19 protein-coding genes and 1 tRNA gene are annotated in these 23,449 nt (G+C 60.2%); 9 read left to right on the top strand and 11 right to left on the bottom strand.

Going from position 1 to position 23,449, the window contains the following annotated elements; all coding sequences use genetic code 11:
- Window positions 1-52: 52 nt before the first annotated feature.
- Genes Q1A53_RS06850 through Q1A53_RS06860 form a run of 3 tightly spaced genes read right to left on the bottom strand, consistent with a single transcriptional unit; the run spans window position 53 to window position 3,181 of the window.
- A complete protein-coding gene (locus Q1A53_RS06850) occupies window positions 53-484 on the bottom strand; it encodes a hypothetical protein (protein ID WP_299964308.1) in 432 nt (143 codons plus the stop codon).
- Window positions 484-2,136, bottom strand: coding sequence for a polyprenyl synthetase family protein (locus Q1A53_RS06855; RefSeq protein ID WP_299964309.1), 1,653 nt, complete (start codon window positions 2,134-2,136; stop codon window positions 484-486). The genes Q1A53_RS06850 and Q1A53_RS06855 overlap by 1 nt, the downstream gene beginning before the upstream one ends.
- On the bottom strand, window positions 2,126-3,181 hold the full coding sequence (locus Q1A53_RS06860) for a hypothetical protein (RefSeq protein ID WP_299964310.1): 1,056 nt from the start codon (window positions 3,179-3,181) through the stop codon (window positions 2,126-2,128). The genes Q1A53_RS06855 and Q1A53_RS06860 overlap by 11 nt, the downstream gene beginning before the upstream one ends.
- Before the next feature lie 141 nt (window positions 3,182-3,322).
- On the opposite strand from Q1A53_RS06860, the gene Q1A53_RS06865 reads away from it, so the two are divergent.
- The 5 genes from Q1A53_RS06865 to Q1A53_RS06885 are packed head-to-tail and all read left to right on the top strand — an operon-like array spanning window position 3,323 to window position 8,490.
- Complete coding sequence (locus tag Q1A53_RS06865; protein ID WP_299964311.1) at window positions 3,323-4,246, top strand: hypothetical protein; 924 nt, start codon at window positions 3,323-3,325, stop codon at window positions 4,244-4,246.
- Window positions 4,243-5,979, top strand: a complete 1,737-nt coding sequence (locus tag Q1A53_RS06870; RefSeq protein WP_299964312.1) for a hypothetical protein — start codon at window positions 4,243-4,245, stop codon at window positions 5,977-5,979. The genes Q1A53_RS06865 and Q1A53_RS06870 overlap by 4 nt, the downstream gene beginning before the upstream one ends.
- A gap of 25 nt (window positions 5,980-6,004) precedes the next feature.
- Window positions 6,005-7,423 carry a hypothetical protein gene (locus Q1A53_RS06875; protein WP_299964313.1) on the top strand — a complete coding sequence of 473 codons (1,419 nt, stop codon included), beginning with the start codon at window positions 6,005-6,007 and terminating at the stop codon, window positions 7,421-7,423.
- 12 nt (window positions 7,424-7,435) lie between these two features.
- On the top strand, window positions 7,436-7,933 hold the full coding sequence (locus Q1A53_RS06880) for a hypothetical protein (protein ID WP_299964314.1): 498 nt from the start codon (window positions 7,436-7,438) through the stop codon (window positions 7,931-7,933).
- Complete coding sequence (locus Q1A53_RS06885) at window positions 7,930-8,490, top strand: hypothetical protein (RefSeq protein WP_299964315.1); 561 nt, start codon at window positions 7,930-7,932, stop codon at window positions 8,488-8,490. Before Q1A53_RS06880 ends, Q1A53_RS06885 begins: the two co-directional genes overlap by 4 nt.
- Here the strand turns inward: Q1A53_RS06885 and Q1A53_RS06890 are convergent.
- Window positions 8,487-8,861: a hypothetical protein gene (locus tag Q1A53_RS06890; RefSeq protein ID WP_299964316.1), complete on the bottom strand. Its 375-nt coding sequence runs from the start codon at window positions 8,859-8,861 to the stop codon at window positions 8,487-8,489. The genes Q1A53_RS06885 and Q1A53_RS06890 overlap by 4 nt on opposite strands.
- A gap of 553 nt (window positions 8,862-9,414) precedes the next feature.
- Here Q1A53_RS06890 and Q1A53_RS06895 point away from each other — a divergent pair.
- The 4 genes from Q1A53_RS06895 to Q1A53_RS06910 are packed head-to-tail and all read left to right on the top strand — an operon-like array spanning window position 9,415 to window position 12,922.
- Entirely contained in the window at window positions 9,415-10,563 is a 1,149-nt protein-coding gene (locus Q1A53_RS06895) for an ABC transporter substrate-binding protein (protein ID WP_299964317.1), read from the top strand.
- A 58-nt stretch (window positions 10,564-10,621) separates the two neighbouring features.
- On the top strand, window positions 10,622-11,695 hold the full coding sequence (locus Q1A53_RS06900; protein ID WP_299964318.1) for an iron ABC transporter permease: 1,074 nt from the start codon (window positions 10,622-10,624) through the stop codon (window positions 11,693-11,695).
- Window positions 11,692-12,465, top strand: coding sequence for an ABC transporter ATP-binding protein (locus Q1A53_RS06905; RefSeq protein ID WP_299964319.1), 774 nt, complete (start codon window positions 11,692-11,694; stop codon window positions 12,463-12,465). Before Q1A53_RS06900 ends, Q1A53_RS06905 begins: the two co-directional genes overlap by 4 nt.
- Window positions 12,449-12,922: a pseudoazurin gene (locus tag Q1A53_RS06910; RefSeq protein WP_299964320.1), complete on the top strand. Its 474-nt coding sequence runs from the start codon at window positions 12,449-12,451 to the stop codon at window positions 12,920-12,922. Before Q1A53_RS06905 ends, Q1A53_RS06910 begins: the two co-directional genes overlap by 17 nt.
- A gap of 346 nt (window positions 12,923-13,268) precedes the next feature.
- On the opposite strand, the gene Q1A53_RS06915 is transcribed toward Q1A53_RS06910, so the two are convergent.
- The 7 genes from Q1A53_RS06915 to Q1A53_RS06945 all read right to left on the bottom strand — a co-directional run bounded on the left by Q1A53_RS06915 (window position 13,269) and on the right by Q1A53_RS06945 (window position 23,371).
- Window positions 13,269-15,389: a HAMP domain-containing methyl-accepting chemotaxis protein gene (locus Q1A53_RS06915; RefSeq protein ID WP_299964321.1), complete on the bottom strand. Its 2,121-nt coding sequence runs from the start codon at window positions 15,387-15,389 to the stop codon at window positions 13,269-13,271.
- A gap of 79 nt (window positions 15,390-15,468) precedes the next feature.
- Entirely contained in the window at window positions 15,469-15,903 is a 435-nt protein-coding gene (locus Q1A53_RS06920) for a cache domain-containing protein (RefSeq protein ID WP_299964322.1), read from the bottom strand.
- A 245-nt stretch (window positions 15,904-16,148) separates the two neighbouring features.
- Window positions 16,149-17,192, bottom strand: a complete 1,044-nt coding sequence (locus Q1A53_RS06925) for an AbrB family transcriptional regulator (RefSeq protein ID WP_299964323.1) — start codon at window positions 17,190-17,192, stop codon at window positions 16,149-16,151.
- Between the two features lie 703 nt (window positions 17,193-17,895).
- Window positions 17,896-17,970 (bottom strand) — tRNA-Gly (locus tag Q1A53_RS06930).
- A gap of 94 nt (window positions 17,971-18,064) precedes the next feature.
- On the bottom strand, window positions 18,065-18,445 hold the full coding sequence (locus Q1A53_RS06935) for a VOC family protein (protein WP_299964325.1): 381 nt from the start codon (window positions 18,443-18,445) through the stop codon (window positions 18,065-18,067).
- 18 nt (window positions 18,446-18,463) lie between these two features.
- Window positions 18,464-19,852: a potassium transporter TrkG gene (locus Q1A53_RS06940; RefSeq protein ID WP_299964327.1), complete on the bottom strand. Its 1,389-nt coding sequence runs from the start codon at window positions 19,850-19,852 to the stop codon at window positions 18,464-18,466.
- A 78-nt stretch (window positions 19,853-19,930) separates the two neighbouring features.
- The gene (locus tag Q1A53_RS06945; protein WP_299964329.1) at window positions 19,931-23,371 is read right to left on the bottom strand and encodes a pyruvate carboxylase; all 3,441 of its coding nucleotides are present in this window, start codon (window positions 23,369-23,371) and stop codon (window positions 19,931-19,933) included.
- Window positions 23,372-23,449 lie beyond the last annotated feature (78 nt).

A 23,449-nucleotide genomic window follows, 5' to 3' on the forward strand; every position in this document is an offset into this window, starting at 1 on the left:
CGAAAGCCCCATGCCCAAGGCCGGTTCAGATGGCAAAAGTAGGTTGCCGTGGCTAGTCCGGAGTGGTTTCGTGCAGCGCGACTGACAATACACCCAGCAGCACATCTCGATAGAGAAAGAAACCGGTTTCCAGTTCTGGCAGATTGTCGGGGAGTGACAGATCCTCTGGCACACTAAGATCAGCGGATTTCAGCAGTCGTTTCAACGTGTCGGCAAGGTCGCTTGGAACAACTTCGGGGATGTCCCCGTCCAGCATGAAGTCTTCGAATTCAAGCAGGTCAAACATCACCTGGCCGAATTTGTAGAGCGGATGCGGCTCCAGCAGTGTGAGCCACTTTTGTGCACGCACGGCATCATTGCGCCGGAACAGAACCCCGAGACGCGCCAAAGCACATGCCACACCGCGCATGCTGTCACTCAGCGGAACAAGCTTTGCGAGCAGGGCCGCGTCAGCTTTTGGAAGATCATCGAAAGAGAGCGCCATTACAAAGCCCGTGTCGTGACGTAGTTGGAGACTTGTCTCAAAACCGCCTTGCCGGGCGTTTCCGGTATCCATTTCAGATCCGCCTCGAATTTCTTCACCCCCGCATTTGCGAGCCGGTCTGCATGAGCGATGCTATAGGCGATGGAGTCCTCCTTTTGCATGGCCGCAAGCATTTCCAGCGCATAGTCAAAAGGTTTCTCAAGTCGTGGCAGGGCGTTGATCTCTGTCATGCGTTTTCGGGTGGCGTTGTCACACTCCCTGAAGAGATGGATCATCATCACCGTTCGCTTTCCTTCGAGAAGATCGCCAAGCGCTTCCTTGCCGTAGACCTCGGTCTCGCCAATGAGATTTAGAATGTCATCCTGTATTTGAAACGCGATCCCGGTCAGACGGAGGGGTTCGTTCAGGCGGTCCAGCAATGCCGGTTCCGTCACACCCGCGGCCACGGCGCCAATACGGCAGGGCGACATGCACGTGTACCAGCCGGTTTTCTTTGTGCTCATCCGCGAGTAGTCGGCGTCACGGGATGGGACAAAGTTGCGACGGATCCAGCCAAGCTCCACTGCTTGCCCCTCGACTGTCTCGCGACACATGTGCAGGATTTCATGGATGATCCCCAGGGTGCGCGCCAGACCGATGGTCGCTAGGTTGGACAGGGCCATATCCACGGCAAAAAGGTGCATCGCGTCGCCCGTGTTCACGGCCAGACCGATCCCGTGGGCTTCGTGCAGCGTTGGCAGACCGCGTCTGTGGGTGGATTCGTCGGCGATGTCATCATGGACAAGAAAGCCGTTGTGAAACATCTCCAGCGCCGAGGCCGCGCGGACGGCATCATCCAGCCGTCCCCCCAGGGCAAGGCAGGTCGCGATCACCAGCGTGGGCCGTAGCCCTTTGCCCTCGCGCTGAACATAGTCCGTCATCAACGCATAGAGGTCTTTTTGCGGCGGCTTTTTGGGAATGATGCTCAGGATGTCGTCGACGACGAGCTTTTTGCACCGGTCCATCGTGACCATCAGGTCATTGTCGAAAATGTCCCGAGTGGCCTGCCAGCTTTCAGCCTCCCGCCCGTTCCAGAGCGACCGCGCCGGTGCAAGAACCGGTTCGTCGCGCGCCAGCATCTCCTGTTGCGCGGGGTGCCGCCGGTCGAGCCAGTCAAGCGCGGGCCAGCCTGCGTGATCCCAGTAGGCTGCACCGCGCGCCCGGGTCACGGGGACCTGCTCTGCCGCGCCGGACCAAAGCGCGCGCGTCTGATCTCTGTAGGCGCTCCAGATGGCCTGAACGCTGCGCAGGCCCGACGCGCGTTGCGACAGCAGTTTGAAACAGCGCCAGACCGCCAACAAGTCTTCCCGGGTGCCGCGCATGTCCAGACTACGTTCCAGCGCCTGCTCGGACGGGCGCTGTGCCGCGTCAAACAACAGGTTCAACGTCCGGCGGTCAAAATGAACTTCGACATCACCAACGTCTTCGTCCTGTGCCGGTATGACATCCAGGGTGCTTTGCCGTGCCTGCATCAGCGAGGCTGTGCCATCGCCAAAGACAAGGTGCAGGCGAATCTCACCCAACTCACGCGCGGCGGCGGCAATGATGGCTGGCGCGCGCTTTGACAGCGCTGCTACGGTATCCGCCAGGACATCCCCGCCGCTAATCGACATGCGCGCCTCCCGAGAATTCCACGATCCCCCGTGTCTCGACCGCGAAGCGGCGGCCGTTGACGGACCCCTCCAGCAAGCACGCACCGACGACCTCATGCACGGAAAACGGATGCAGGCTGGTTTCCGAGGGGATCACGATCCGTACCGCCCAGTCCGCGTCAAAATCGAGAACCACGTGATCGTCGCCTTGCCGGGCGATAATCGCGAGCCTGCGGGGAATGGGTGACATCGCGCCTGTGCCCAGGAGGGTGGCCAAAGGCGGCGCTGTGCTGATCCGGTCACGATCCAACTCACCTCGCACCGCGAAACTGACATTGCGGCGCGGAAAGTGGCGTATCATTCGACCGCGATGCCACAGCATCATGGAGGCCGTCGCCTCGCGGCAGTCGGCCTCGGGCCGGATGAAAGTAAACACGCAAGCCCACTCGGGCGGCTCGTCGGGGTCGGCGCCCAGATCATTGGCAAAGCCAAAGACCCATTCGCCCAGATCGGGCCAGCCCCACCGCCCCCGCACCCGTTCATGGTAGCCAACCAGATCGACAGATTGTTCCGTGTCGGTGGTCCATGTGCCCTTTGCCAGCACGCCCGTTTCTGATTGCCACCGCAGATGCTGATGGTTCGCAAAAAAGGCGCATTGGCTGGTGCAATTCCGGCTGGTGCGCTGCAGTTCAAGCGCCACTGCGGGGGATCCATTGGCCGAGGTGATGGTCAGGGACTGGGGCGCGCGGTGCGCATGGGGGCGTGAAAACGCGCTCCATGGTGGCCGCTCCGTTCGGGCATTGAACTGGCTGGAGTGCCAGGGTCCATCGCCATCGTGCAACAGCAGGATGGTCGCGAAACGCTCGGTCCCCGGAGGCTCGTTTTCGCCGGGGCCCAACCATGAACTATTGGCGACCAGCGCCTTTTTCCCATCCCTTGACAGAAACGCATAATGAAGCCAGCGGCGGTCGATCGGATCGTTCAGGGGCGTGTCTGGAAATGGGCCCGCAGGCCCCAGTCCGAGCCGTGGTTTTGCGAGGCGGTTGGTGTACTCAAAGGAGGTCACGCAGGCTCCGGTTCTTCAAATTGGTACTCAAATCTATGAAGTTATGGTATCATAGAGTGTGTTTTTTGCAGCACGATTTGAATTGTACGTTTTCATTTGTCCCCTGCGCCGAGCCTTTTGGCGTCATTGAAAGGGTAGATCATGGCCAAGAAGGATACCCAGCCTGCTGCCGGAAAAAGTGGTAAGAAAAAGTCGGTAAAGGCCACCGAAACCAAACCCAAAAACGACGAAAAGCCCGGGTCCTACGACCCTCCCGCGCAGGCGAAAACGTCTCCATTGAATTCGCTTACCGGCGCAAGCCGGGTCGTACCTGTCCTGCGGCCAAATACTGCTGAAATCATCACGATCACGTCGCACCGCGAGTTGGCGGTCCGGTCAAAAGACATTGAAGCCCGCGTTGCCGAAAGCCCCGAATTCAGCGTCATGTTCTTGGCCAATCCCGTGCTGGCGCTGGAGGCTTACGGCATCAAGCTGTCCCGCGAGTTGCAACACCATGTTTTGAGCTCTCTGCGGCATCCGCCGGTCTTGCGCAAAAGACGCGAAGCGCTCGAAGCGCGCCTGGAGGAAGAACTGGGCGAGACGGCACAGCCGACAACGCCTGAATGGATGGCCAATCTGGTCTTTGAGATACGCAAGATGGAACCGCGCCAGATCGGCAAGCGGGAACCCGCCTATCGCGCGCCCTTGAACGCGGCGTCCATCGAACGCTTGCAAAAGGCCCGGCCGAAAGGCGCCTCCCGCTACGGCTCTGACAAGCGTTTGCCGGTCCGTTTTACACTGCAGCTCGAAAAGCCCCGCTCGGCCATTCGGCGTATGGATCTGGACGCAGATGTTCCGGCACTCAAGAAAGCGACGCGAAAGCCTGCGCGCCTGTCGGTCGAGGAGGCGTGGTTTTACAAGGACGACCCGATTGTGCGTGACGCGGTCGAGCTGGGTCAGATCATGCAGCGTGGCTTTCCCTTTCGGACGCCTGCCGAATTCCGCAAGCTTGAAGCCGCCGAGACCGTGGACGGCTTCCGTCGCTTCATCCGCAACGTCCGGGTCAAACAGGTCAAAGCCCGATGAGCAACACGTCAAACTTTGACTATTGCGTGCAGTTCGGGATCGAGGCGATCCGCGAGATCTTTCACCTGGCGCTCAAGAACGAAGATATTTTTCCGCATAACTTGCCCCCCATATTGCGCGACTTTGGCGGTCACGCGGCGACCGTTCAGGTGCGTTTGCTGGATGATGCGGACGATCCCGCGGATCTCTCCTTTCAGGACGAAAAACACATCCTGTTCGACCTGCCAATCGAGATCCAGATTGAAACACCGGATGCGCCGGACCCGGAACTCAGCCAGGTGACGCTGAAATCGACCGTTCAGGCACCGGGTCGAGTGGCAAGTTGGCCGGTGGATGGTGAAGACCAGCTCGGCGTTGAATTTTCCGGCATCTCGGCCAGCGACGTTCAGGTTCCCGCACTGACCGGGTTGCCTGCTTTGGATGCCGGACGGTTCGAGGCCGCGCTGCACACGGCCTATGTGAACCTGCCGACGCGCGTCTTCGCTCTCGGGCCGAATGTTCTGACGATCTATGACGGCACCCGAGACCCGGCGTTGCTGCCGCCAAATGCGCCCGGCGATCCCGAAATCAGTGCCACGCTGGAGACGCATGACGGCACCCAATACCTTCGGGTCAGCTTGCCGCTCCACGCCAGTGTGCCCTCTGCTTTTGGCTTCGACGCTTACGGCACAGCGACCTTCTGGCGCGAGGTGCAGCAAGGCGAGGGGACGGTGCGCGTCCTCATCGGGACGGAACCGGACGAAGAGACGCTTGCGACGCAGATCGACTTTGACACGTCGAGCCTGGCAGAAGGGGCCGTTGTCGCGCAGCTGACGCCCTTGCTGGTGGGGCGGTTGGGCGATTTTGGCACCATCGAGGAACCGTGGTTTGATCAGGCGGCGGCGGTCAGCCTTCTTCAGGCGGAGACGGCCGCCTACCTGCAACCTTTGCGGTTTCCGATGTATACGCCGTCGTCGGGTGATGACACCGTGACGCTGGCCACGCCGGTGGGGTTCTTGCTGGTGGCAACCGAAACCTTCGCGATCTTGATGAACCGCCGAACCGGCACCGAGGCGGATGATACCATCCCGGATGACTTTCGCGACAGCGAGGATCTGGCGCTTGCGCTCAGCCGCACGGTGCTGGACGAAACCATCGCGCAGGCCATCGCGGATGAGTTCCCGGGTCTCTCCGATAGCGGAGAACGCATTGAAACGGACGAAGGTGACGCAACGCTTCAATCTTTGAGCGTGACCCCCTCGGACCCCGGCACGCATGATGAGAGCGAAGGCCACTTGTGGATCAACGGTGAGGCGGAGGTTCATATTGATTGCTGGCCGGACCCGGATATCAGTTTCGATGGGCCGATTTTTCTGCGCCTTGAAACGGTTGAAACCGACACGGAATGCAGCGCGACCTTCAAGGCAGAAATGGGAGACTTCGACGCCGGTCAAAGCTGTTGCGATGTGTTTGTCGATCTCATCATTCCGATTGTCGGATGGATCATGCTGGGCGTGATCGAAAACATGATCGACAAGGTCGGCGGTGAACTGGCCGAAGATTTTGCCGATGCGCAGGAACGTCAGATGCAGCCGATCCCGAATTTCGTGGTGGGCGTCGCGGAGCTTCAGGCCTGTCTGGAGGCGTGTCTGACCTCAAGCCAGGGATTGGTCTTGCCGGGCAAGCTTCGGATCAGACGCGAAGGGTTGAGTTTTGAAGATTTGGAAGCGGGGGGCCGTTTGCCGCGCCCTTGAACGGATCAAACGATAGGAGAGTATCATGCCGACAGTGAGAGGGTTCGTCGAAAAGCTGGGGGTAGGCCGCGCGGGTCTGGTCGAGGCGAGTGTCATCCAACCCAACGATGCAAGAGCCACCTACACAATTGCTGATCTGGATGCAGATCCTGAGCGTTTCAATGAACGGCTGTCGAAACTGGCCATCTTGCGCGATGCGATGGACCGCGCCGAACCGGTGGAGATCGACTTTACGCCGGATGACAATGACGGCCGGTCCATCGAAGCGGTGATGCGGATCACGCGGGACGCCTTGCGGAACGCCCAGGCGTCTGCTGTGACCAGCGGCGTCATTGCCGTTCTAGGCGTGCAGCAACAGATCGAGACCGAGGCGCATCGCGAGGCAGTGGACCGCGTTGGGATGTTTCTGCTCACAGGCGGGGATCCGGTGTACTGTCAGATCAACCTGCAAGGGCCCGAGCGTGGTACTGCGCAGGCCATGTTCGAGGTGGCAAGCGCAGCCTACGCCGTCGGGGATGTGGTCACGGTCGCCTATGACACACAGAGAGGTGATATCCGCAGCATTGTCAGGGAGCATGGCCAAGGCGTTTCCGGCGCGGAACCCCAACCAGCCTTCTCCGCCTTCGTGGAAGAGATCGGTCACACGCAAATGCAAGGGCTGATGCGGGTGGACATCACGACTGCGCCAGATTTCCAGGGCGATGGTAACATCGTGCCGCCGGTCCCCTTTACGCCCGAACGGCGGACCTTGGGTGTGATCTATCAATCCGCTGAATATAAACTCTTGGAGGCGGCCCTACGCGACAAGCTGCGGGTTGAGCTGATGACGACAAGACCTCCGCAGGAGGGGGACGACGATGGGCTGGACGATTTACCGCGGGATGACGCACCGGCGGACCGCGACGATACCGCCAGCATCGAAGACCGCGACACGGGCCGCCTGAACATGGCGCGGTTCGCTGCCGCCATGGATACCCCGGGCCGCTCCACGCTTGCGTCGGAACGGCGCCTGCCCCAAGATGACCGGTCGGACATTTACATGCTGCGCGGTGTCATCCTTCAGCATGCGCTTTGCTCGGCCACACGACCCGTCTGGATCGAGGTCAACCGCCGCGCGCTCGACGTGGGACCGGATGCGGAGTGCGTCGAGGGTCTGCCCTCCAACGACATGCGGCCCCAGACCCTGCGCGATCTGAACCTGCCCTATCAGGCAGCGTGGATCGGCCATGGCTGCTTCAATCACGGTGTGTACCGCCTTCAGGTCGACACCGATCGCGAGATCACCATTCTGGTCGACGGCGAGGAGATATGCCTGCACCGCGACGACCGGCAGGGGGTCATTTTCGGTCATGCCTGTCTTGAGGGCGATCATACCGTGCAGGTCGTCTTCAAAAATTGGCAGTGCAGCGCGAAATTTGATATTGATGTCTACAGGATCAGGTAACAGGAGAGTTCGATGGCTGAAGCAGATGCCGACAAAGAGGCAGCCCGCCACCTTGTGGTAAGCCAGCCCTGCAAGGAAACCTATGCTCTGTCCGGCAGTGAAGAGCGCGCCCCGATCCGCCACCGGGTGGCTGGTGACGTCGTGCACAGAACCGACGAGCCTGTGGTGCATATGCACCTGTGGAACGAGGAGTGCGTCGGCAAACTGGACCATCAGGTGCACGTCAATGCGGACAAGGATAACCCGGTGAATGTCGCGCACCGTTTTCCCGACACCCATGCCCAGACCCACCAGATGCAGACGTCTCTGGCAGAGCCCGTGCATCACGCGTTGCAGATGCGGACACCCTTGCAGGTCCGTTTTTGCAACAGCTGGCAGGTCGCGTCGGACTACTCGGTTCAAGTCGGCTTGCGCGGCCGTCCGTTCCTCGACATCCGCCTGACCGGTGCGACAGTGGCAACGCCTCAGTCTTGCCCAGAGGATGAAAAGCCTGGACGCGACAAGGGATGAGCGATGAAAAGCAAAGTGCCAGTGCAGCGGCGGGGGCGCTGATCGACAGCGCGTTGAAACTGTCTGCATCCGTCGCACAGGTCGTCGCAGAAGCGGCAACCGGCAAGCCTCAGACCGCGCACCCCGGTGACACGCCGTTACAGACCATCGTTCGACATGGCACGACGGCAGCGACCGGCATCGTGTCAACGGTCGCCAGTGCAGCCCGGACGAACGCGCCGGAGACTGACGCCCCCCGCAGCGCGGGCGCCGTGCCATCCGTTTCTGCCGGTGCTGTTTTGCGGGTCCCCCTGTCCGTTGACAATCCGACTACTGATACCATGTCGGATCTCAGCCCGATTTTGACGGAACTGGTCCATGCAGGCAGCGACGATGCTGAAGGGTGGGACGTGAGCTTTGATCCCGCAGTGCTGACCGTAGCGCCACAAGATTTCGAAAAACTGGTCGTGCGGGTGACCGTTCCCGACCACGCTCCGGAAGGTCCCGCATCCGCAAGCTTCTCTTTGGGGGAGGGCGCGGCTCCCGTGACAATCCGCTTTACCGTTCTGCCGGGTTAGGCGTTGGCGATCGCCGTTCTTTGATCCCGGGGCGCCAGCACCTGATCGGTCAGATCCGTGCCAATCTTCACGCCAATGGCGACCGCGTCAAACCCCAGATCGACCACCCGGTGGGTCGAGTTGCGAAAGCTGTTGACAGTCGGGTAGCCGCGCACTTCCTTCAGCACCTCGGCCGAAACCGTGCGGTCGCGTAGATCTTCCGCCAGAGACACGGCAAAAGACAGCTCTTCGGCCGCAAACTCGCCAATTGAAAGCCCGGTATCACGGACACGGTTGGCAAGCTCCCGGGCCGAGGCACGGACATTTTCGAGACCTGTCACGCGCGCACGCTCTGGCGTTTGATCGGTTTCTGCTTTGATATCTTGAGGCATGGGACATCCTTTCGCTGCGCAAAGCATACCAGATTCTGCCGCGCATGTAACACGGGGATTTTCAGGGCGTGTTTTTGGTATCGTTTGCAGCCTCGCCCATTCTGCGGCATCTTGCGCTCAGCGCTGATGATGACCCACCAAAGGTCTGTGCTGACCGATGGTTCTACTGGTGGGTCTCGCAAAGGTCATCTTGACTGCTATCGGGTCTGCGAGGGTGCAACGGGAAAACGATCGCCGATCACCCCAGTGAGGGAGATGGGTCGGACTTGACCTGTCATTCGCGCTTACCCCCTCAGTTGGGCATTGCGCTGTCAAAATGATCTTGGGATGTAGTCACTCATAGAGATGAAATGTAATCCTGTACCTCCGTGGCACCCAAAACCGGTTGCGCGTCATGAAGCACACGACACTTCAGCTCATGACGTGATCCGTTCGGAACAGGTCTTTTGACCGGGCGGGCATGCTCCAAGCTTATTCTTGACTATTTTACTTTGCTTTGCCTTCGGGCTCGATTAAGAAGGTGTGGTAAACCACCAGAAAAACGGAGACTGCCATGTCGTTCCAGGAACGCATCGTGGGCTTCGCAGGTGCTATAGCAGCCAGCGCGTTTTTTATCGCACCAGCAACTGACGCTCATGCAGAAGCTCTGACACTCACGGACATCGCCGGGCGGGAAGTCACGCTTCCTGAAATGCCCGACAAGATCATCCTGGGGGAGGGGCGCATGATGTATGCGGTCGCACCTTTGACGGATGGCAACCCCTTCGGAAAGGTTGTGGGCTGGAAGGATGACCTGATCCTCTATGATCCTGACGCCTTCCGCAAGTTTGAGGCAGCTTACCCGGAAGATACCGCCAGAATGATCAATTTCGGCAATCCCTATGTAGGCGACTTCAGCATTGAGGCAGTTCTGGAGGCCGGCGCCGATCTGGTGCTGCTGGACCTTGGCAATCTCTTCAAGGCCGAAGACACCGGCTTGATTGAGAATTTGGACAAGGCGGGCGTCGCCACCGTGTTCATCGACTTTCGCCAGAACCCCACGGAAAATGCCATTCCGTCCATGCTCATCCTGGGTCGATTGCTGGGCGAAGAGAAAGCCGCCGCAGAATTCATTGATTTCTACATCGCTGAAATGCGCAAAGTGAGCAATGTCGTTCAAAGTCTGCCGGTGGATGAGAAACCGCTTGTTTTCGTAGAAAACGCAGCGGGATGGCAGGCTGACTTTTGTTGCTGGACCTTCGGCAGTTTCAACTATGGCCGCTTTGTCGAACTTGCCGGGGGGGTCAATTACGGCTCCACCAAGTTTCAGGGGTATCAGACCGAAGTGAACCTTGAAGGTGTGATCGCAGCCGATCCCGACGTGATTATCGGCACCGGCGCAAACTGGGCAGAAGCCAAACCAGAAGTGACCGCGACACTACTGGGCTATGACGCGAACGCTGAGGAAAATGCGAAACGGATCTCTGCTCTGGCAGAGCGCACCGGGTTCAAGGATCTGCGAGCGGTGAAAGAGGGCAAGATGCACTCGATCTACCACCAGTTCTACAACTCTCCCTACCATTTCATCGCGATCCAGCAGATCGCGAAATGGCTGCATCCCGACGAGTTTGAGGAGCTTGATCCGCAGGCGACATTCGATGAGTTGCACGCGCGGTTCATGCCCTATGACAACTCAGGTCAGTTCTGGCTCACCGTGAACTGAGCGATTGTCGGCCCGGTGTCAGCCCGGGCCGCACGCCCTCCCTCAGATTGAGCATGCCATGACAGATCAGACCGCCCCGTCGCCAACGGCGCAGGATATTGTTGCCGGGTATCGCCGCCGCTCGGCGCGCCGTCTGACACTGGTCGTGGGTGCCGCGGTCGTTCTTCTAGCCACCGTGACAACCGATGTCATTACCGGCCCTGCGGATCTGGGGTTTTGGCGAACCTTGCAAGTGATCCTGCAGCCTTCGGTGGCCAGCGTTCAGGAAGACGTCATCATCTGGGACTTGCGTTTGCCGACAGCCCTCATGGCGGTTGTCGTCGGTGCGATGCTCGGCATCGCTGGGGCCGAAATGCAGACGATCCTCAACAATCCCCTGGCGGATCCATTTACCCTGGGTCTGTCATCGGCTGCGAGCTTTGGCGCCGCGCTGGCCATCGTCCTGGGATGGTCCGTGATCCCGGGTGTCGGCGGCCTCTTCGTGACGGTGAATGCCTTTGTCGTCGCGATGCTGACGTCGCTTGCCCTCTTTGGATTTACCCGCCTGCGCGGTGTGACGCCCGAGGCGATGATCCTCGTGGGGATCGCGCTGCTGTTCACCTTCAACGCGCTGCTCGCTTTTCTTCAGTACGGTGCGTCCGAGCTGCAACTGGCTCAGATCATCTTCTGGCAGTTGGGATCGCTGGCCCGTGCATCCTGGATGAAGGTGGGCATCTGCCTTTTTGTGCTCTTGCTGGTTTTGCCTTACTTTCTCAGCCGGTCCTGGGCGCTAACTGCACTGCGTATGGGGGAGGAAAAGGCAGCAGCCCTGGGCGTCAATGTCCCACTGTTGCGTCTCGGCGTTCTGGCGGGGGTCTCCCTTTTGTCTGCCGTTGCCGTCTCCTTTGTGGGTGCGGTGGCGTTTGTCGGGCTCGTTGGCCCGCATATTGCGCGGATGATCGTTGGCGAAGACCAGCGTGGCTTTCTCCCGCTGTCCGCGCTGGCTGGCGCGTTGATCCTGTCGGGCACGTCGATCGCGTCCAAAGCCATCACGCCGGGGGTGGTCTATCCGATCGGCATGATCACCTCTCTGATCGGGATTCCGTTCTTTGTTTCGCTGATCCTCAGCCAACCGAAAAGGCATTGGCAATGACCCGGCTGTACACCGCCAATCTGTCTTTTGCCTACGGAATGAGACGCATCTTGAATGACGTGACACTTGCTCCTTTGGTGGCGGGCAAGCTGACGGCGTTGATCGGACCGAATGCCTCCGGCAAATCGACCCTCTTCAAGGTCATCGCTGGTCTGCTCAGGCCCGTCAGCGGTCAGGTTTTTCTGGGCGACACCGATCTGGCGGATCTCGGGGCCCGCGATCGGCTGTCCCGCATCCGGTTCATGCCGCAGTTCTTCGCTGCCAACGCCGCGCTGACCGTGTTCGATGTGGTGATGATGGCTCAGAAACAGCTTCAGGGGTGGCGGGTCACATCGGATGATATGAACCATGTGGCCAAAGCATTGCAGAGCGGTGGGATTGGTCACTTGGCCGACGCCTACGTCAGCGAACTCTCGGGCGGGCAGTCTCAGATGGTGTCCTGCGTCCAGGCCCTGATCCGTCCTGCGGACGTCTATCTTTTCGATGAGCCGACATCGGCACTGGATCTGCATCATCAACTCGCTGTTCTGTCACGCATTCGGTCCGCCGTCACGACCCGGGGTGCGGTCGGCATTGTCGCACTTCATGACCTGAACCTTGCGGCCCGCTTTGCGGACCATCTGATACTGATCGGTCAGGGCAGGCTTCTGGCCGAGGGTGCTCCCCGCGATGTGCTCTACAGCGCTGAGCTTGGCGAGGCCTATGGCGTCGATATCACCATCACCAAAGGACCAAGAGAGGATCTAACAGTTCATGCTTACGCGCCGTAACTTTACATTTGCACTCGCTGCTTCGGCAGGCGCAGCGTCCGTCGCCTACGCAAAAACAGCCTATGGGTCACCGGTGTCGCATGGTGTGATGATGCTGAATGCCGATTGTAGTGATGCCAATGTGCTCAATGTTTTTGAGCCCGCGATCATCCGCGTTCAACCCGGTGATATGGTGACCTTCATACCCTCTGACAGCGGTCATAACACGGCCTCAAAACGCGGGATGATCCCGGACGGCGCGGACCCATGGAACAGTACGGTGGACGAAAGACTGACGATCACACCGACTGTGCCCGGCATCTACGGATATCTTTGCTTGCCGCACTATGAAATGGGGATGGTCGGGGTGATTGTCGTTGGTGATGACCTGTCAAGTTTGGAAGCGGTCAAAAAGGCGCGCCACCCCGGTCATGCCCGCAAGGCATTTCGAATGCTCCTTGAGCAGTTGGATACATAGCGCCTGTGAGTCATGGGTGAAGCCATCTCACCGGGGACTTTTTGCGCAGCTGTTGTAGCGGCGATTGCGAAGTCTGCCCGTTTACGAACTGGTCTCGTCCCCGGGCCGAGTGACTTGGCAGCCCGCCAGCCAGAGGTGTTTCGACGACCCGCCTCAGAGGGCCTGCCGTCGGAGAACACAATGGACTGGTTGCAGGTGTTCCGCTGATTTCTAGGCGAAGAGGCTTGTGCTGAGCGAATCCTCTGATCCAAGAGACTTTCCGCGAAACAGGCTGGTCTTTGGCGGGGTGCCTTTCCGTTGGCGACAAGGCGGGTGCGAATGATCCTGCAAAAAGATGCTGGCGGCTCTAGAACTCAGACCATCCCTCATCAAGTTCAGGTTCGGGTTGTTCTTGACCGGTTGGCTTTAGCTGTGGTTGCGATACGGCTGCTGTTTTTGCCGGGGCACTGCCGTTCTGCGCCCGTGCGGGTGCCGGCTGCTCGTTTAGCTCAGATGTCTTGAAATCATTTGCGAGCTTTGCCAGTGCTTTTGCGGAGTCGGCAAGGGAGTAGCTGGCTGCCGTGGTTTCCTCAAACATGGCGGCATTTTTCTGGGTTGCGCTGTCAATTTCGGTTACGGCGAGATTCACGTTGGCAATGCCGTCCGCCTGCTGGCGCGCGGACTGCGCAATCTGGGAGACATGACCGGCGGCCTCGTCGATCGACGATGACATTTTCTGGATGGCAGACCCGGTTTCGCCCACAAGGCCAACACCGCGCGCAACTTGATCAGAGCTGCTTTTGATCAGCTTCTCGATTTCATCTGCCGATTTGGCGGCCTGACCTGCAAGCGCGCGAACCTCGGAGGCGACCACACTGAAACCGCGCCCGGATTCGCCAGCCCGCGCAGCCTCGACCCCCGCATTCAATGCCAAGAGATTTGTCTGAAAAGCGATGCGGTTGATGACGTCGACGGTCTCCGTGATCTGCGTCGAGAACGCGGCGATCTCATCCATGGCCGCGATGGCGTTCTGTACCGCTTCTTCGCTTTCGCGCGCATTGTCGATTGCGGAGGTGACAAGTTTATGGGCGTTTTCTGCCCCATCGGCCGCGGATTTCACGGACACGGTCAGTTCCTCAACCGCCGCCGAGGTCTCTTCAAGGCTGGCGGCAGTTTTCTCCGTGCGGTTGGAAAGATCCGCCGCCGCCGCAGAGATATCCTCGGAGTCGCGCAGAACATCGGCAGCGCTACTGGTGATCTGGACCATCGCCTTTTCAAACTGTTCCGCGGTCGAATTGGTATCCCGCTGAAGGTCAGCGAACGCGCCTTTGAAATCCCCGGTCATGCGGATACGAAGATTGGCGCTCGCAAGCTCCTGCAGAACCGAGCATGCGGATTTTAGGCCGCTGTCAACCGTGCCGAGCAGCGCATTGACCCCGGTCTTGACGTCGTCGAGAGACTTTTCGCCGAACTCCTGCGTGATCCGCTGGCCAAAATCACCCGCTTTCGCGGCGCCGATCACCTTCTCGAGCTCCATCTCCAGTGCACGAGATCTTTCAGCTCTGGCATCGGCGCGCTCCTTCTCTTCGCGCGCGTGTTCTGCCTCGGTTGCTGCCTGCTTCTCCTTTGCAAGCTGTGCCTCTTTTTCAGCCTCCGCAGCTTCAGCCTTGGCCTTCTCCTGGGCGGCGCGGAGCTCTTCGGATTTGAGCGCGTTATCACGGAAGACCGCCAACGCACCTGCCATCTGGCCGATCTCATTCTTGGTCGAACCCGTTTCTATGTCGATGTCCATTTGACCATCCGCCAGGGCACGCATGTTCTCTGTCATACGGCCGATTGGGTCTGTGATGGACCGAATGACGAGAAGCGTCGATACGAGACACAGAACAACGCTCGCCAGCGTTGCAATCAAAAAGAACAAGCGTGAGCGATCTGCCGCAGCAACGGCTTGTCGTGCGCCGCTAGTCGTTTCCTGAATGGTTGTGTTGCTGGCTGATTGCGCGATCTCGATGACTTCGAGGAACACCCGGTCTGCGCTGTTGATCATCACAGTGCCGGTGACGGGTTCGATCGCCAACATTTCCAGCGCACCGGTGCTGGCACTCAGATATTCGCGGACCTTTTCGTTGGTGAGCGCGGTGATGGATCCTTCAGGCGCGACGGCGGCGAACTCATAGGCGGATGCCAAACGCTTCAGTGCTTCGTCTGCTTTGGCAAATTGATTGTCCATCGGCTCACCTTGCAAGCCGGTATTGACCAGCGCGCTGGTGCGCACAACTTCGAGATGCGCGCCCTGCAACATGGAGTAGGTTTGCGAGATCTCTGCCAGTTGCGGAATGGTCTCCTCCGCCGTCTGGTCAAGCTTTTCCGTGAGGTTCAGAATTGCGTGGCGGGCAATCAACGCACTGCCGATCAGGGCGAGCGCGGCAATCGCAACGATCATCAACCCTTTGTGCCGAAGCTTCATCTGTTGAAAAAACTTGCCCATCAAACGCACCTTATTGCAGCTGGTAATTGTGTTCTGGCCCGGCGCTCAATGCACCGGACCAGCGTCTCATAAGGACAAATCAGCCCTTGTAGATGCCGACGCCCGCATAGTAGTCGCCAAAGCGCATGATGTGGGTGGATTTTGCTTCCATGTTGCCGGTCGCGGGGTTTGGCCAGTGATAGTCAACCCAACCTTCGCCCGAGCTGCGCGCGACTTCGTTCATTTCAGCAATAAAGGCGTTGCCGTTGGCATCGGTCAGGCCGCTCAGATCACGACCGACGAGCGCTGCGTTGACGCCATGCGCGACAAAATTGCCGTCGATTTCGCTGACGAAAACATACAGGTCGCGGTCGTGAAAATCGGCGTTCGATTTGTCCGACACCGCTGCAATCAGCGCGTCGATGCCTTCCGCCTCATAAAGCGCCACGGCGCGCTCCAGCATGGCAGTTGCTTCTTCGGCTGTGCCTTGTTCAGAAGCGGCCGCCATAAAGGGGGCGATGGTGATCGCCAGCATCAAAAAGAACTTTTTAATCATATCACGTGGTCTCCGTTGTTCAGGACTGGAGCGGTGATGAACGCAAGGTGTAAACAAAACCCAAATATCGAGGCTGAATGCGCCGGTAGAGCGAGCTATCCGACTTAAAAATCGCTACAATATGAATGAAGCCGCGAGCCAAATGGAAGCGCCCTGCACCTCTTATCCCGGCCGAACGCTCGGGCGCTGCTGTCTTGCGCAACATGGCACCGCAAATGGGTGCTTCAACCGGGGCCATTCCGTCGATGTGGCATGTCGGTCAGCAGGCGCGCAGCCAACGGTGCGCCGATGATCACGATGAAGATCCGAAGGACGTGGTGGGCCACGACGAATGCCATATCCGCGCCAACGATCAGCGCCAGCACGGTCAGTTCTGCCTGACCGCCGGGGGCAAAAGCCAGCAACGTTTCCAGCCCGGGCGCGAGGCCCAGACCATAGACCGTTTCAACCACGATCAGTGTCAGGATGATCAACAGGATGCAAAAACCCAGACTTGCAGTCAGATCACGTCTGATCTCGGCCAGTGTCACGCCAGTATACTTGCAGCCGATGCTCATACCGATCACGAATTGTGCGGCCCAGATCACTTCGGCTGGCGGACGGTGGTGCAGCCCGCCTGACACGGTGATCGCAGCCGTCACGATAAGGGGGCCGAGAATGGCGGCACCAAACAGACCAATCCGACGCGCACCCCACCAGCCGAAAACCGCGCAGAGCACCATAATGACCAGCGCATCTACCGGAATTTCGCCGATGGGCCGACCCGGCGGGTTTGTAAGGTCCGCCTCCCAGATACCTTGGATGAGGAAGGGAAGGGTGGCGACAATCACCAGCAGTCGTGTTGCGTGGATCAGTGACAGTGTGCGGACGTTTGCGCCCGCCTCCTGGCCAAACAGCACCATGTCCTGAAGGCCGCCGGGCATGGCCGCATAGTAGGCCGTGGGAAGGTCGTAGCCGCACAGGCGCCGAAAGTAAGGGACACCGATCAGCCCGACGGCCATGACCATAAGCGGTACCATCAGCAGAGTGGGCCACATGGCAGGCAGGCTGACCAGGACGGCGGGTGTCAGGCTGGCGCCCACAGCGACCCCGAGCACCGTGCGCATGGCTTCGTTCACCGGAGCGATTGCCGCCATGCGCAGCCCGCCGAGGGCTGCCAGAAGGCAGGCGCCGATCGGTCCGAGGAGCCACGGCAGCGGGAGGTTCAACACGTGAAAGAACAGCACGCCCGACAGGGCAACCGATATGGCGGTGAGCACCCCGATCACGCAGGTATTCTCGGTTGCTCTAGAGGAGGCCGTCCCGCCGCAGTTGCTCCTTCGTGGATCAAACGATCTTCGGCTTTCGAATACGCGGCGCAGAGACTGGAGTGCTTGGCCGCTCTTGTCAGGGTGTGGACGGCGCTGGACGCGGTGGGTGTGCGGGCCCGATGGGTCGGCAGGTCGGAATGGACGGCCAACCGGGTGTCCGAGGGCAGGCTATGGCCTCTTTTGGGATATGTACGAGGGCTGACACGGCAGAGAGCGCAAGGCCAGCGCCCACCGTTGAGCCGATCAAGCGCCGGCCCGTCCTGCGCACTGCTCAGTGTCCGCGGATGCCGCAGAACAGGCAGTCTTTCGTCCATCTCCGAGACGAGTGGAGCGCATCTTACGAGACAGCGGCGCTGTCTTTCCCGATGTTCCGATCCGGTGTCATAGTTAAAAAGGGGGCGAATTTTCCGGCGTAGATGGCGATCAGATGAAATCCGCTCCCTGACCGCACGGACCCCACCGAAATTACGGCACGGCGTCACGACACAGGCCGTGTCTTTGCGGGAGGTGATTGCTCGGGACAGACTTGCCCCCTTGATCCGGCTGGGCATGGGCAATGTGATGACCCATCCTTAACCGGCCGTTGGGCCAGTGTAAAACGCAACGCCGTTCCACCTGCCACGTGGCAGTTCCGACCGGCTTGTCCCGAATGAAATCCCAATGGAGCGGGCGAGGCGATTCGAACGCCCGACCCTAACCTTGGCAAGGTTATGCTCTACCCCTGAGCTACGCCCGCTTCCTTGGGTGAGCCGGGAGATACCTGCGCCGGGGTCTGCCTGCAAGTGAAAAATCCCCTGCCTCCGCAAAAAACCCGCTGCCGGAGCCGGGCATCAGCCGTGCGTCTCGATCAGGTCCCAGCGATTGCCGAAAGGATCGCGGAACACCGCCACCGTACCATAGGGCTCATGGCGCGGAGCCTCCTCAAAGACGATACCGCGGGCCTGAAGTGCCGCATGATCGCGGGCAAAGTCATCCGTCTCCAGAAAGAGCCAGACGCGGCCCGCACCCTGATTGCCGATGGCGGCGCGCTGCCGGTCGGTATCTGCGCGGGCCAGCACGATGCGCAGCTGTCCGCCCGGTGCGGTCACCGTGACCCATCGTTTGCGGCCCTGGTCGATGTCCTCGCTGAGCGTGAAGCCGAGCGTACCGCAGAAAAAGGCGATGCCGGCCTCGTAATCGGGCACGATAATGGACAGGGCGGCGAGATGCACGGGGCGCGGTCTCCGGTCTTAGAGGACGAGATCGTTGTCCCGCTCTTCCTCGCGGGTTTCATCATGGGTGGCAAGCGCGATGCCAAAGGTCAGGATCCCGACGCGGCCCGCCGTCATCAGCGCCACGACGATGAGCTTGCCCAGATCCGACAGATCGCCGGTGATCCCCATGCTGAGCCCAACGGTGCCGAGCGCCGAGATCACCTCGAACATCACCTGCTCAAAGGGTTTGCCCGCCTCCGTGAGCAGCAGCAGGAACAGCGCCACCGCCAGCAGCACCAGATAGTAGCTCAGGCTCGCGGTCGCGTTCTGCAGCCGCTGGAGCGGGATATCACGCTTGAAAAAGCGGATGCGGTCCCGCCCCTTGGTTGTCGATCGTACCAGCCCGATCAAGGCCGCAAAGGAGGTCGTCTTGAGCCCGCCGCCCGTGCCCGCAGGTGAGGCGCCGATGATCATTAGGAAAAAGAACACGACCAGCACGGCATGGCTCAGCGCGCCGATAGGGTAGGTGTTGAACCCCACGGTGGTCGAGGCGGTCATCACCTGAAAGAAGGCAGTCAGCAGCCGTTCGGAGGGGGGCAGGGCGGCGATGCCTGGCTCCACCACCATGACGATCAGAGTGCCTATGAGCAAAAACAGCAGTGTCATGCGCATGATCACCTTGCTGGTGAACCCCAGATGCGGCGCACGCCCGGACAGCGTGCGCGAGGCATCCACCACGATCAAAAATCCCATGGCGCCCAGGATGCTGAGCGCACTGATCGTCAGGGTGATGCCTGCGTGCGCGCTGAAACTTTCAAAGCTGTTGGAAAAGAGGCTAAAGCCCGCTGTGCAGAACGCAGACACCGAATGAAAGATCGCACTCCACAAGGGGTTTTCCACCTCCTGCTGGCGAAACAGCAGATAGAGAATGGCCGCCCCCACTGCCTCGCAGATAAAGGTGAACCGGACGACGGAGCGGATGAAGGTCCTCGGTTTGACGTCCTCGGGCAAGTTGAAGGCCTTGCGTGTGGCCTCCCGGCGCAGGCGGCTGATCCGGTCCTGCGTTGTCAGCACGATGAAGGAGCCCACGGTCATGTACCCCAGCCCGCCAAGCTGGATCAGCAGCAGGATCACCAACTCGCCGAAAAAGCTGTAGCTGGCGCCGGGATTGACCGACACCAGCCCCGTGGTGGAGACCGCGGATGCGGAGATAAACAGGTTGTCGAGAGCGGGCACCGGCACCGCCTGCGCCCAGGGCAGGCTGAGCAGTGCCCAGCCGAGGATGATGTAGCTCAGATATCCCATCAGCAGCAGCTTGGCCGGATTGGTCTGCACCAACACCGCCCGCAGCCGGAGCAGCCGCATCTTCAGCGTCGGATTTTTGCGCTGCGCCTTGGCCTTGTCGGTATCTTTCTCGCCTGCCACAGGGCATTCCTCGATCGGGAAAGTCGATGCGGCCAATGGTTCAATAGCCGCAGTATGCGAACTAGTATGATCGGCCCGTCATTCGAGTTCGACAAGCAGGTCTTTTGCGTCAATCTGGCCGCCGGGGCTCACGTGGACGGCCTTGACGGTGGCATCGCGCTCCGCATGAATGCCCGTTTCCATCTTCATCGCCTCAATGGTCAGCAACAGATCACCTGCCTTGACCTTGGCTCCGGCCTGGGCGGCGACGGAGGCCACCACACCCGGCATTGGCGCGCCGATATGATCCGCGTTGCCGGTTTCCGCTTTCGGACGCTGGGTTGTGCTGGCCTTGACCAGCCGGTTCGGCACGCGGATCACCCGCGGCTGACCGTTGAGCTCAAAGAACACCCGAACCTCGCCATCGGGACTGGTCTCGCCCACGGCCTGCAATCGGATCTCCAGCGTCTTGCCAGGGTCGATCTCAGCCGAGATTTCCTCGCCCGGCTCCATCCCGTAAAAGAATGTCTTGGTGGGCAGGGTGCGCACGGGCCCGTAGGTCCGGTGACGGCCCATGTAGTCGAGGAAGACCTTGGGATACATCAGATAGCCTGACAGATCCTCATCATCGAGGCTGCGGCCCTCCATCGCGTCGGAGGCTTCTTGCCGCAGCGCCTCCAGATCGGCGGGGGGCAGGTGTTTGCCGGGCCGTTCGGTATTGGGGGCTTCATCCTTCAGCACCTTGCGCAGGATACCATCGGGGAAACCGCCGGGTGGCTGGCCCAGATCGCCGCGCATCATGCCAATGACGCTGTCAGGAAAGGACACCTCCGTGCCCGGGTTTTCCACATCGGCGCGGGTCAGCCCCTGGCTAACCATCATCAGGGCCATGTCACCGACCACTTTTGAGGACGGCGTGACCTTGACGATATCGCCGAACATCTGGTTCACATCCGCATAGGTGCGCGCCACCTGCGGCCAGCGGTCCTCCAACCCCAGTGACGCTGCCTGCGCCTTGAGATTGGTGAACTGACCGCCCGGCATCTCGTGCAGATAAACCTCGGACGACGGCGCCTGCATGCCGGTTTCAAAGGCGGCGTATTGCCCGCGCACTTCTTCCCAATAGTCCGAAATCTCACGCACTGCCTGCATCGACAGGCCAGTGTCGCGGTCGGTATGGCGCAGCGCCTCCACCACCGATCCCAGCGTGGCTTGCGAGGTATTGCCGGAGAGCGCGTCCATCGCGCAGTCGACAGCATCCACACCCGCTTCGCTGGCCGCGAGGATCGTGGCACAGGCGACGCCCGCAGTGTCATGGGTGTGGAAGTGGATGGGCAGCCCCACCTCGGATTTCAGTGCACGCACAAGGCTGCGCGCGGCAGCGGGTTTGAGCAGCCCGGCCATATCCTTCAGACCCAGCACATGGGCGCCTGCCTCGCGCAGCGCCACGCCCATTTCGACATAGTATTTCAGGTTGTACTTGGCGCGGTCCGGGTCGTTGATGTCCCCCGTGTAGCAGATCGTGCCCTCGCAGATCTTGTCGTTCTCGATCACCGCATCCATGGCGACGCGCATGTTCTCGACCCAGTTGAGGCTGTCGAAGACGCGGAACACATCGACGCCGGTGCCCGCCGCGACCCGCACGAACTCCTGCACCACATTGTCGGGGTAGTTGGTATAGCCAACACCGTTGCTGCCGCGCAGCAGCATCTGGGTCATCACGTTGGGCATTGCGGCCCGCAGATCGCGCAGGCGTTGCCACGGGCACTCCTGCAGAAAGCGGTAGGCCACGTCGAAGGTTGCACCGCCCCAGCACTCCACACTGAACAGCTGTGGCAGGTTTGCTGCATAGGCAGGGGCCACCTTAATCATGTCGAGGCTGCGCATCCGGGTGGCGAGCAGGCTCTGATGCCCGTCACGCATGGTCGTGTCGGTGATCAAGAGCGCGCGCTGTTGCTTCATCCAGTCAGCGACGGCCTGCGGACCCTTTTGTTCGAGCAGGTTCCGCGTCCCCATCATCGGCTCCGCCTTGAGCGCGGGCGGGCGCGGATCCTTCACATGGGCACCGGGGCGCGGGTGGTCCTTGGTCTCCGGATGGCCGTTGACGGTCACATCCGCGATATAAGTCAGCACCTTGGTGCCCCGGTCGCGCCGACGCGAGAACTGAAACAACTCCGGCGTCTCGTCGATGAACTTGGTGTGGTAGGTATCGTTGAGGAAGGTCGGGTGCTTGAGCAGGTTTTCCACAAAAGCAATGTTCGTGGAGACGCCCCTGATCCGGAATTCGCGCAAGGCCCGGTCCATACGCGCAATCGATGCCTCCGGCGTTTGCGCCTTGGCGGTGACCTTGACGAGCAGACTGTCGTAATAGCGCGTGATCACCCCGCCGGAATAGGCCGTCCCCCCATCAAGGCGGATCCCCATACCGGTCGCTTCGCGAAAGGCGGTAATGCGCCCGTAGTCCGGGATGAAGTTGTTCTGCGGATCCTCGGTGGTGATCCGCGTCTGCAGAGCGTGACCGTTGAGCTTCACGTCCTCTTGCGTGGGTTTGCCGGTGGCTTCGGCAATTGTCTTGCCTTCGGCGATCAGGATCTGGGCCTGCACGATGTCGATGCCCGTCACCTCCTCAGTAACGGTATGTTCGACCTGGACCCGCGGATTGACCTCAATGAAATAGAACTTGTCATCGGCCATATCCATCAGGAATTCGACGGTACCCGCGCATTCGTAATTGACGTGTTTGCAAATTTTGTAGCCTAGTTTGCAAACTTCTTCCCGTTGTTTTTCAGTGAGATACGGAGCGGGCGCGCGTTCGACCACCTTCTGGTTGCGCCGCTGAACCGAGCAATCCCGCTCAAACAGGTGGTACATGCCACTATGCTTGTCACCAAGGATTTGTACCTCCACGTGGCGGGCGCGCTGGATCATCTTTTCGAGATACCCTTCGCCGTTGCCAAAGGCGGCTTCGGCCTCGCGCCGGCCCTCCAGCACTTTCTCTTCCACGTCGGCCTCGCCCAGGATCGGGCGCATGCCGCGCCCGCCGCCACCCCAGGAGGCTTTGAGCATCAGCGGATAGCCGATCTCGGCTGCCTCCTTGCGGATGGCCTTCATGTCGTCGCCCAGCACTTCCGTTGCCGGGATCACCGGCACACCAGCCTCGACAGCCACCCGGCGGGCGGAGGCTTTGTCACCCAAGGCGCGCATGGTTTCGGCCCGGGGACCGATGAAGGTGATGCCGTTCTGATCGCAGGCATCCACGAAATCGGGGTTCTCGGACAGCAGGCCGTAGCCGGGGTGGATCGCATCCGCGCCGCTGGCCTTGGCCACCCGGATCATCTCGTCAATGGACAGATAGGCTGCGACCGGCCCCAACCCCTCGCCGATGCGGTAGGCCTCATCCGCCTTGAACCGGTGCAGGCCCAGCTTGTCCTCCTCGGCGTAGACAGCAACCGTCTTTTTGCCCATTTCATTGGCCGCCCGCATGATGCGAATAGCGATCTCGCCGCGGTTGGCGATCAGGATCTTGCGGAAATCGGGCATGGGCAGGTCACTTTCTGTAGTCAGTGGCGCCTGTGTAAGAAGAATGCAGGCGCGCGTAAACGCGTAGTATTGGGTATG

Source organism: uncultured Roseobacter sp. (genome assembly GCF_947496515.1).
Lineage (GTDB): Bacteria > Pseudomonadota > Alphaproteobacteria > Rhodobacterales > Rhodobacteraceae > Roseobacter.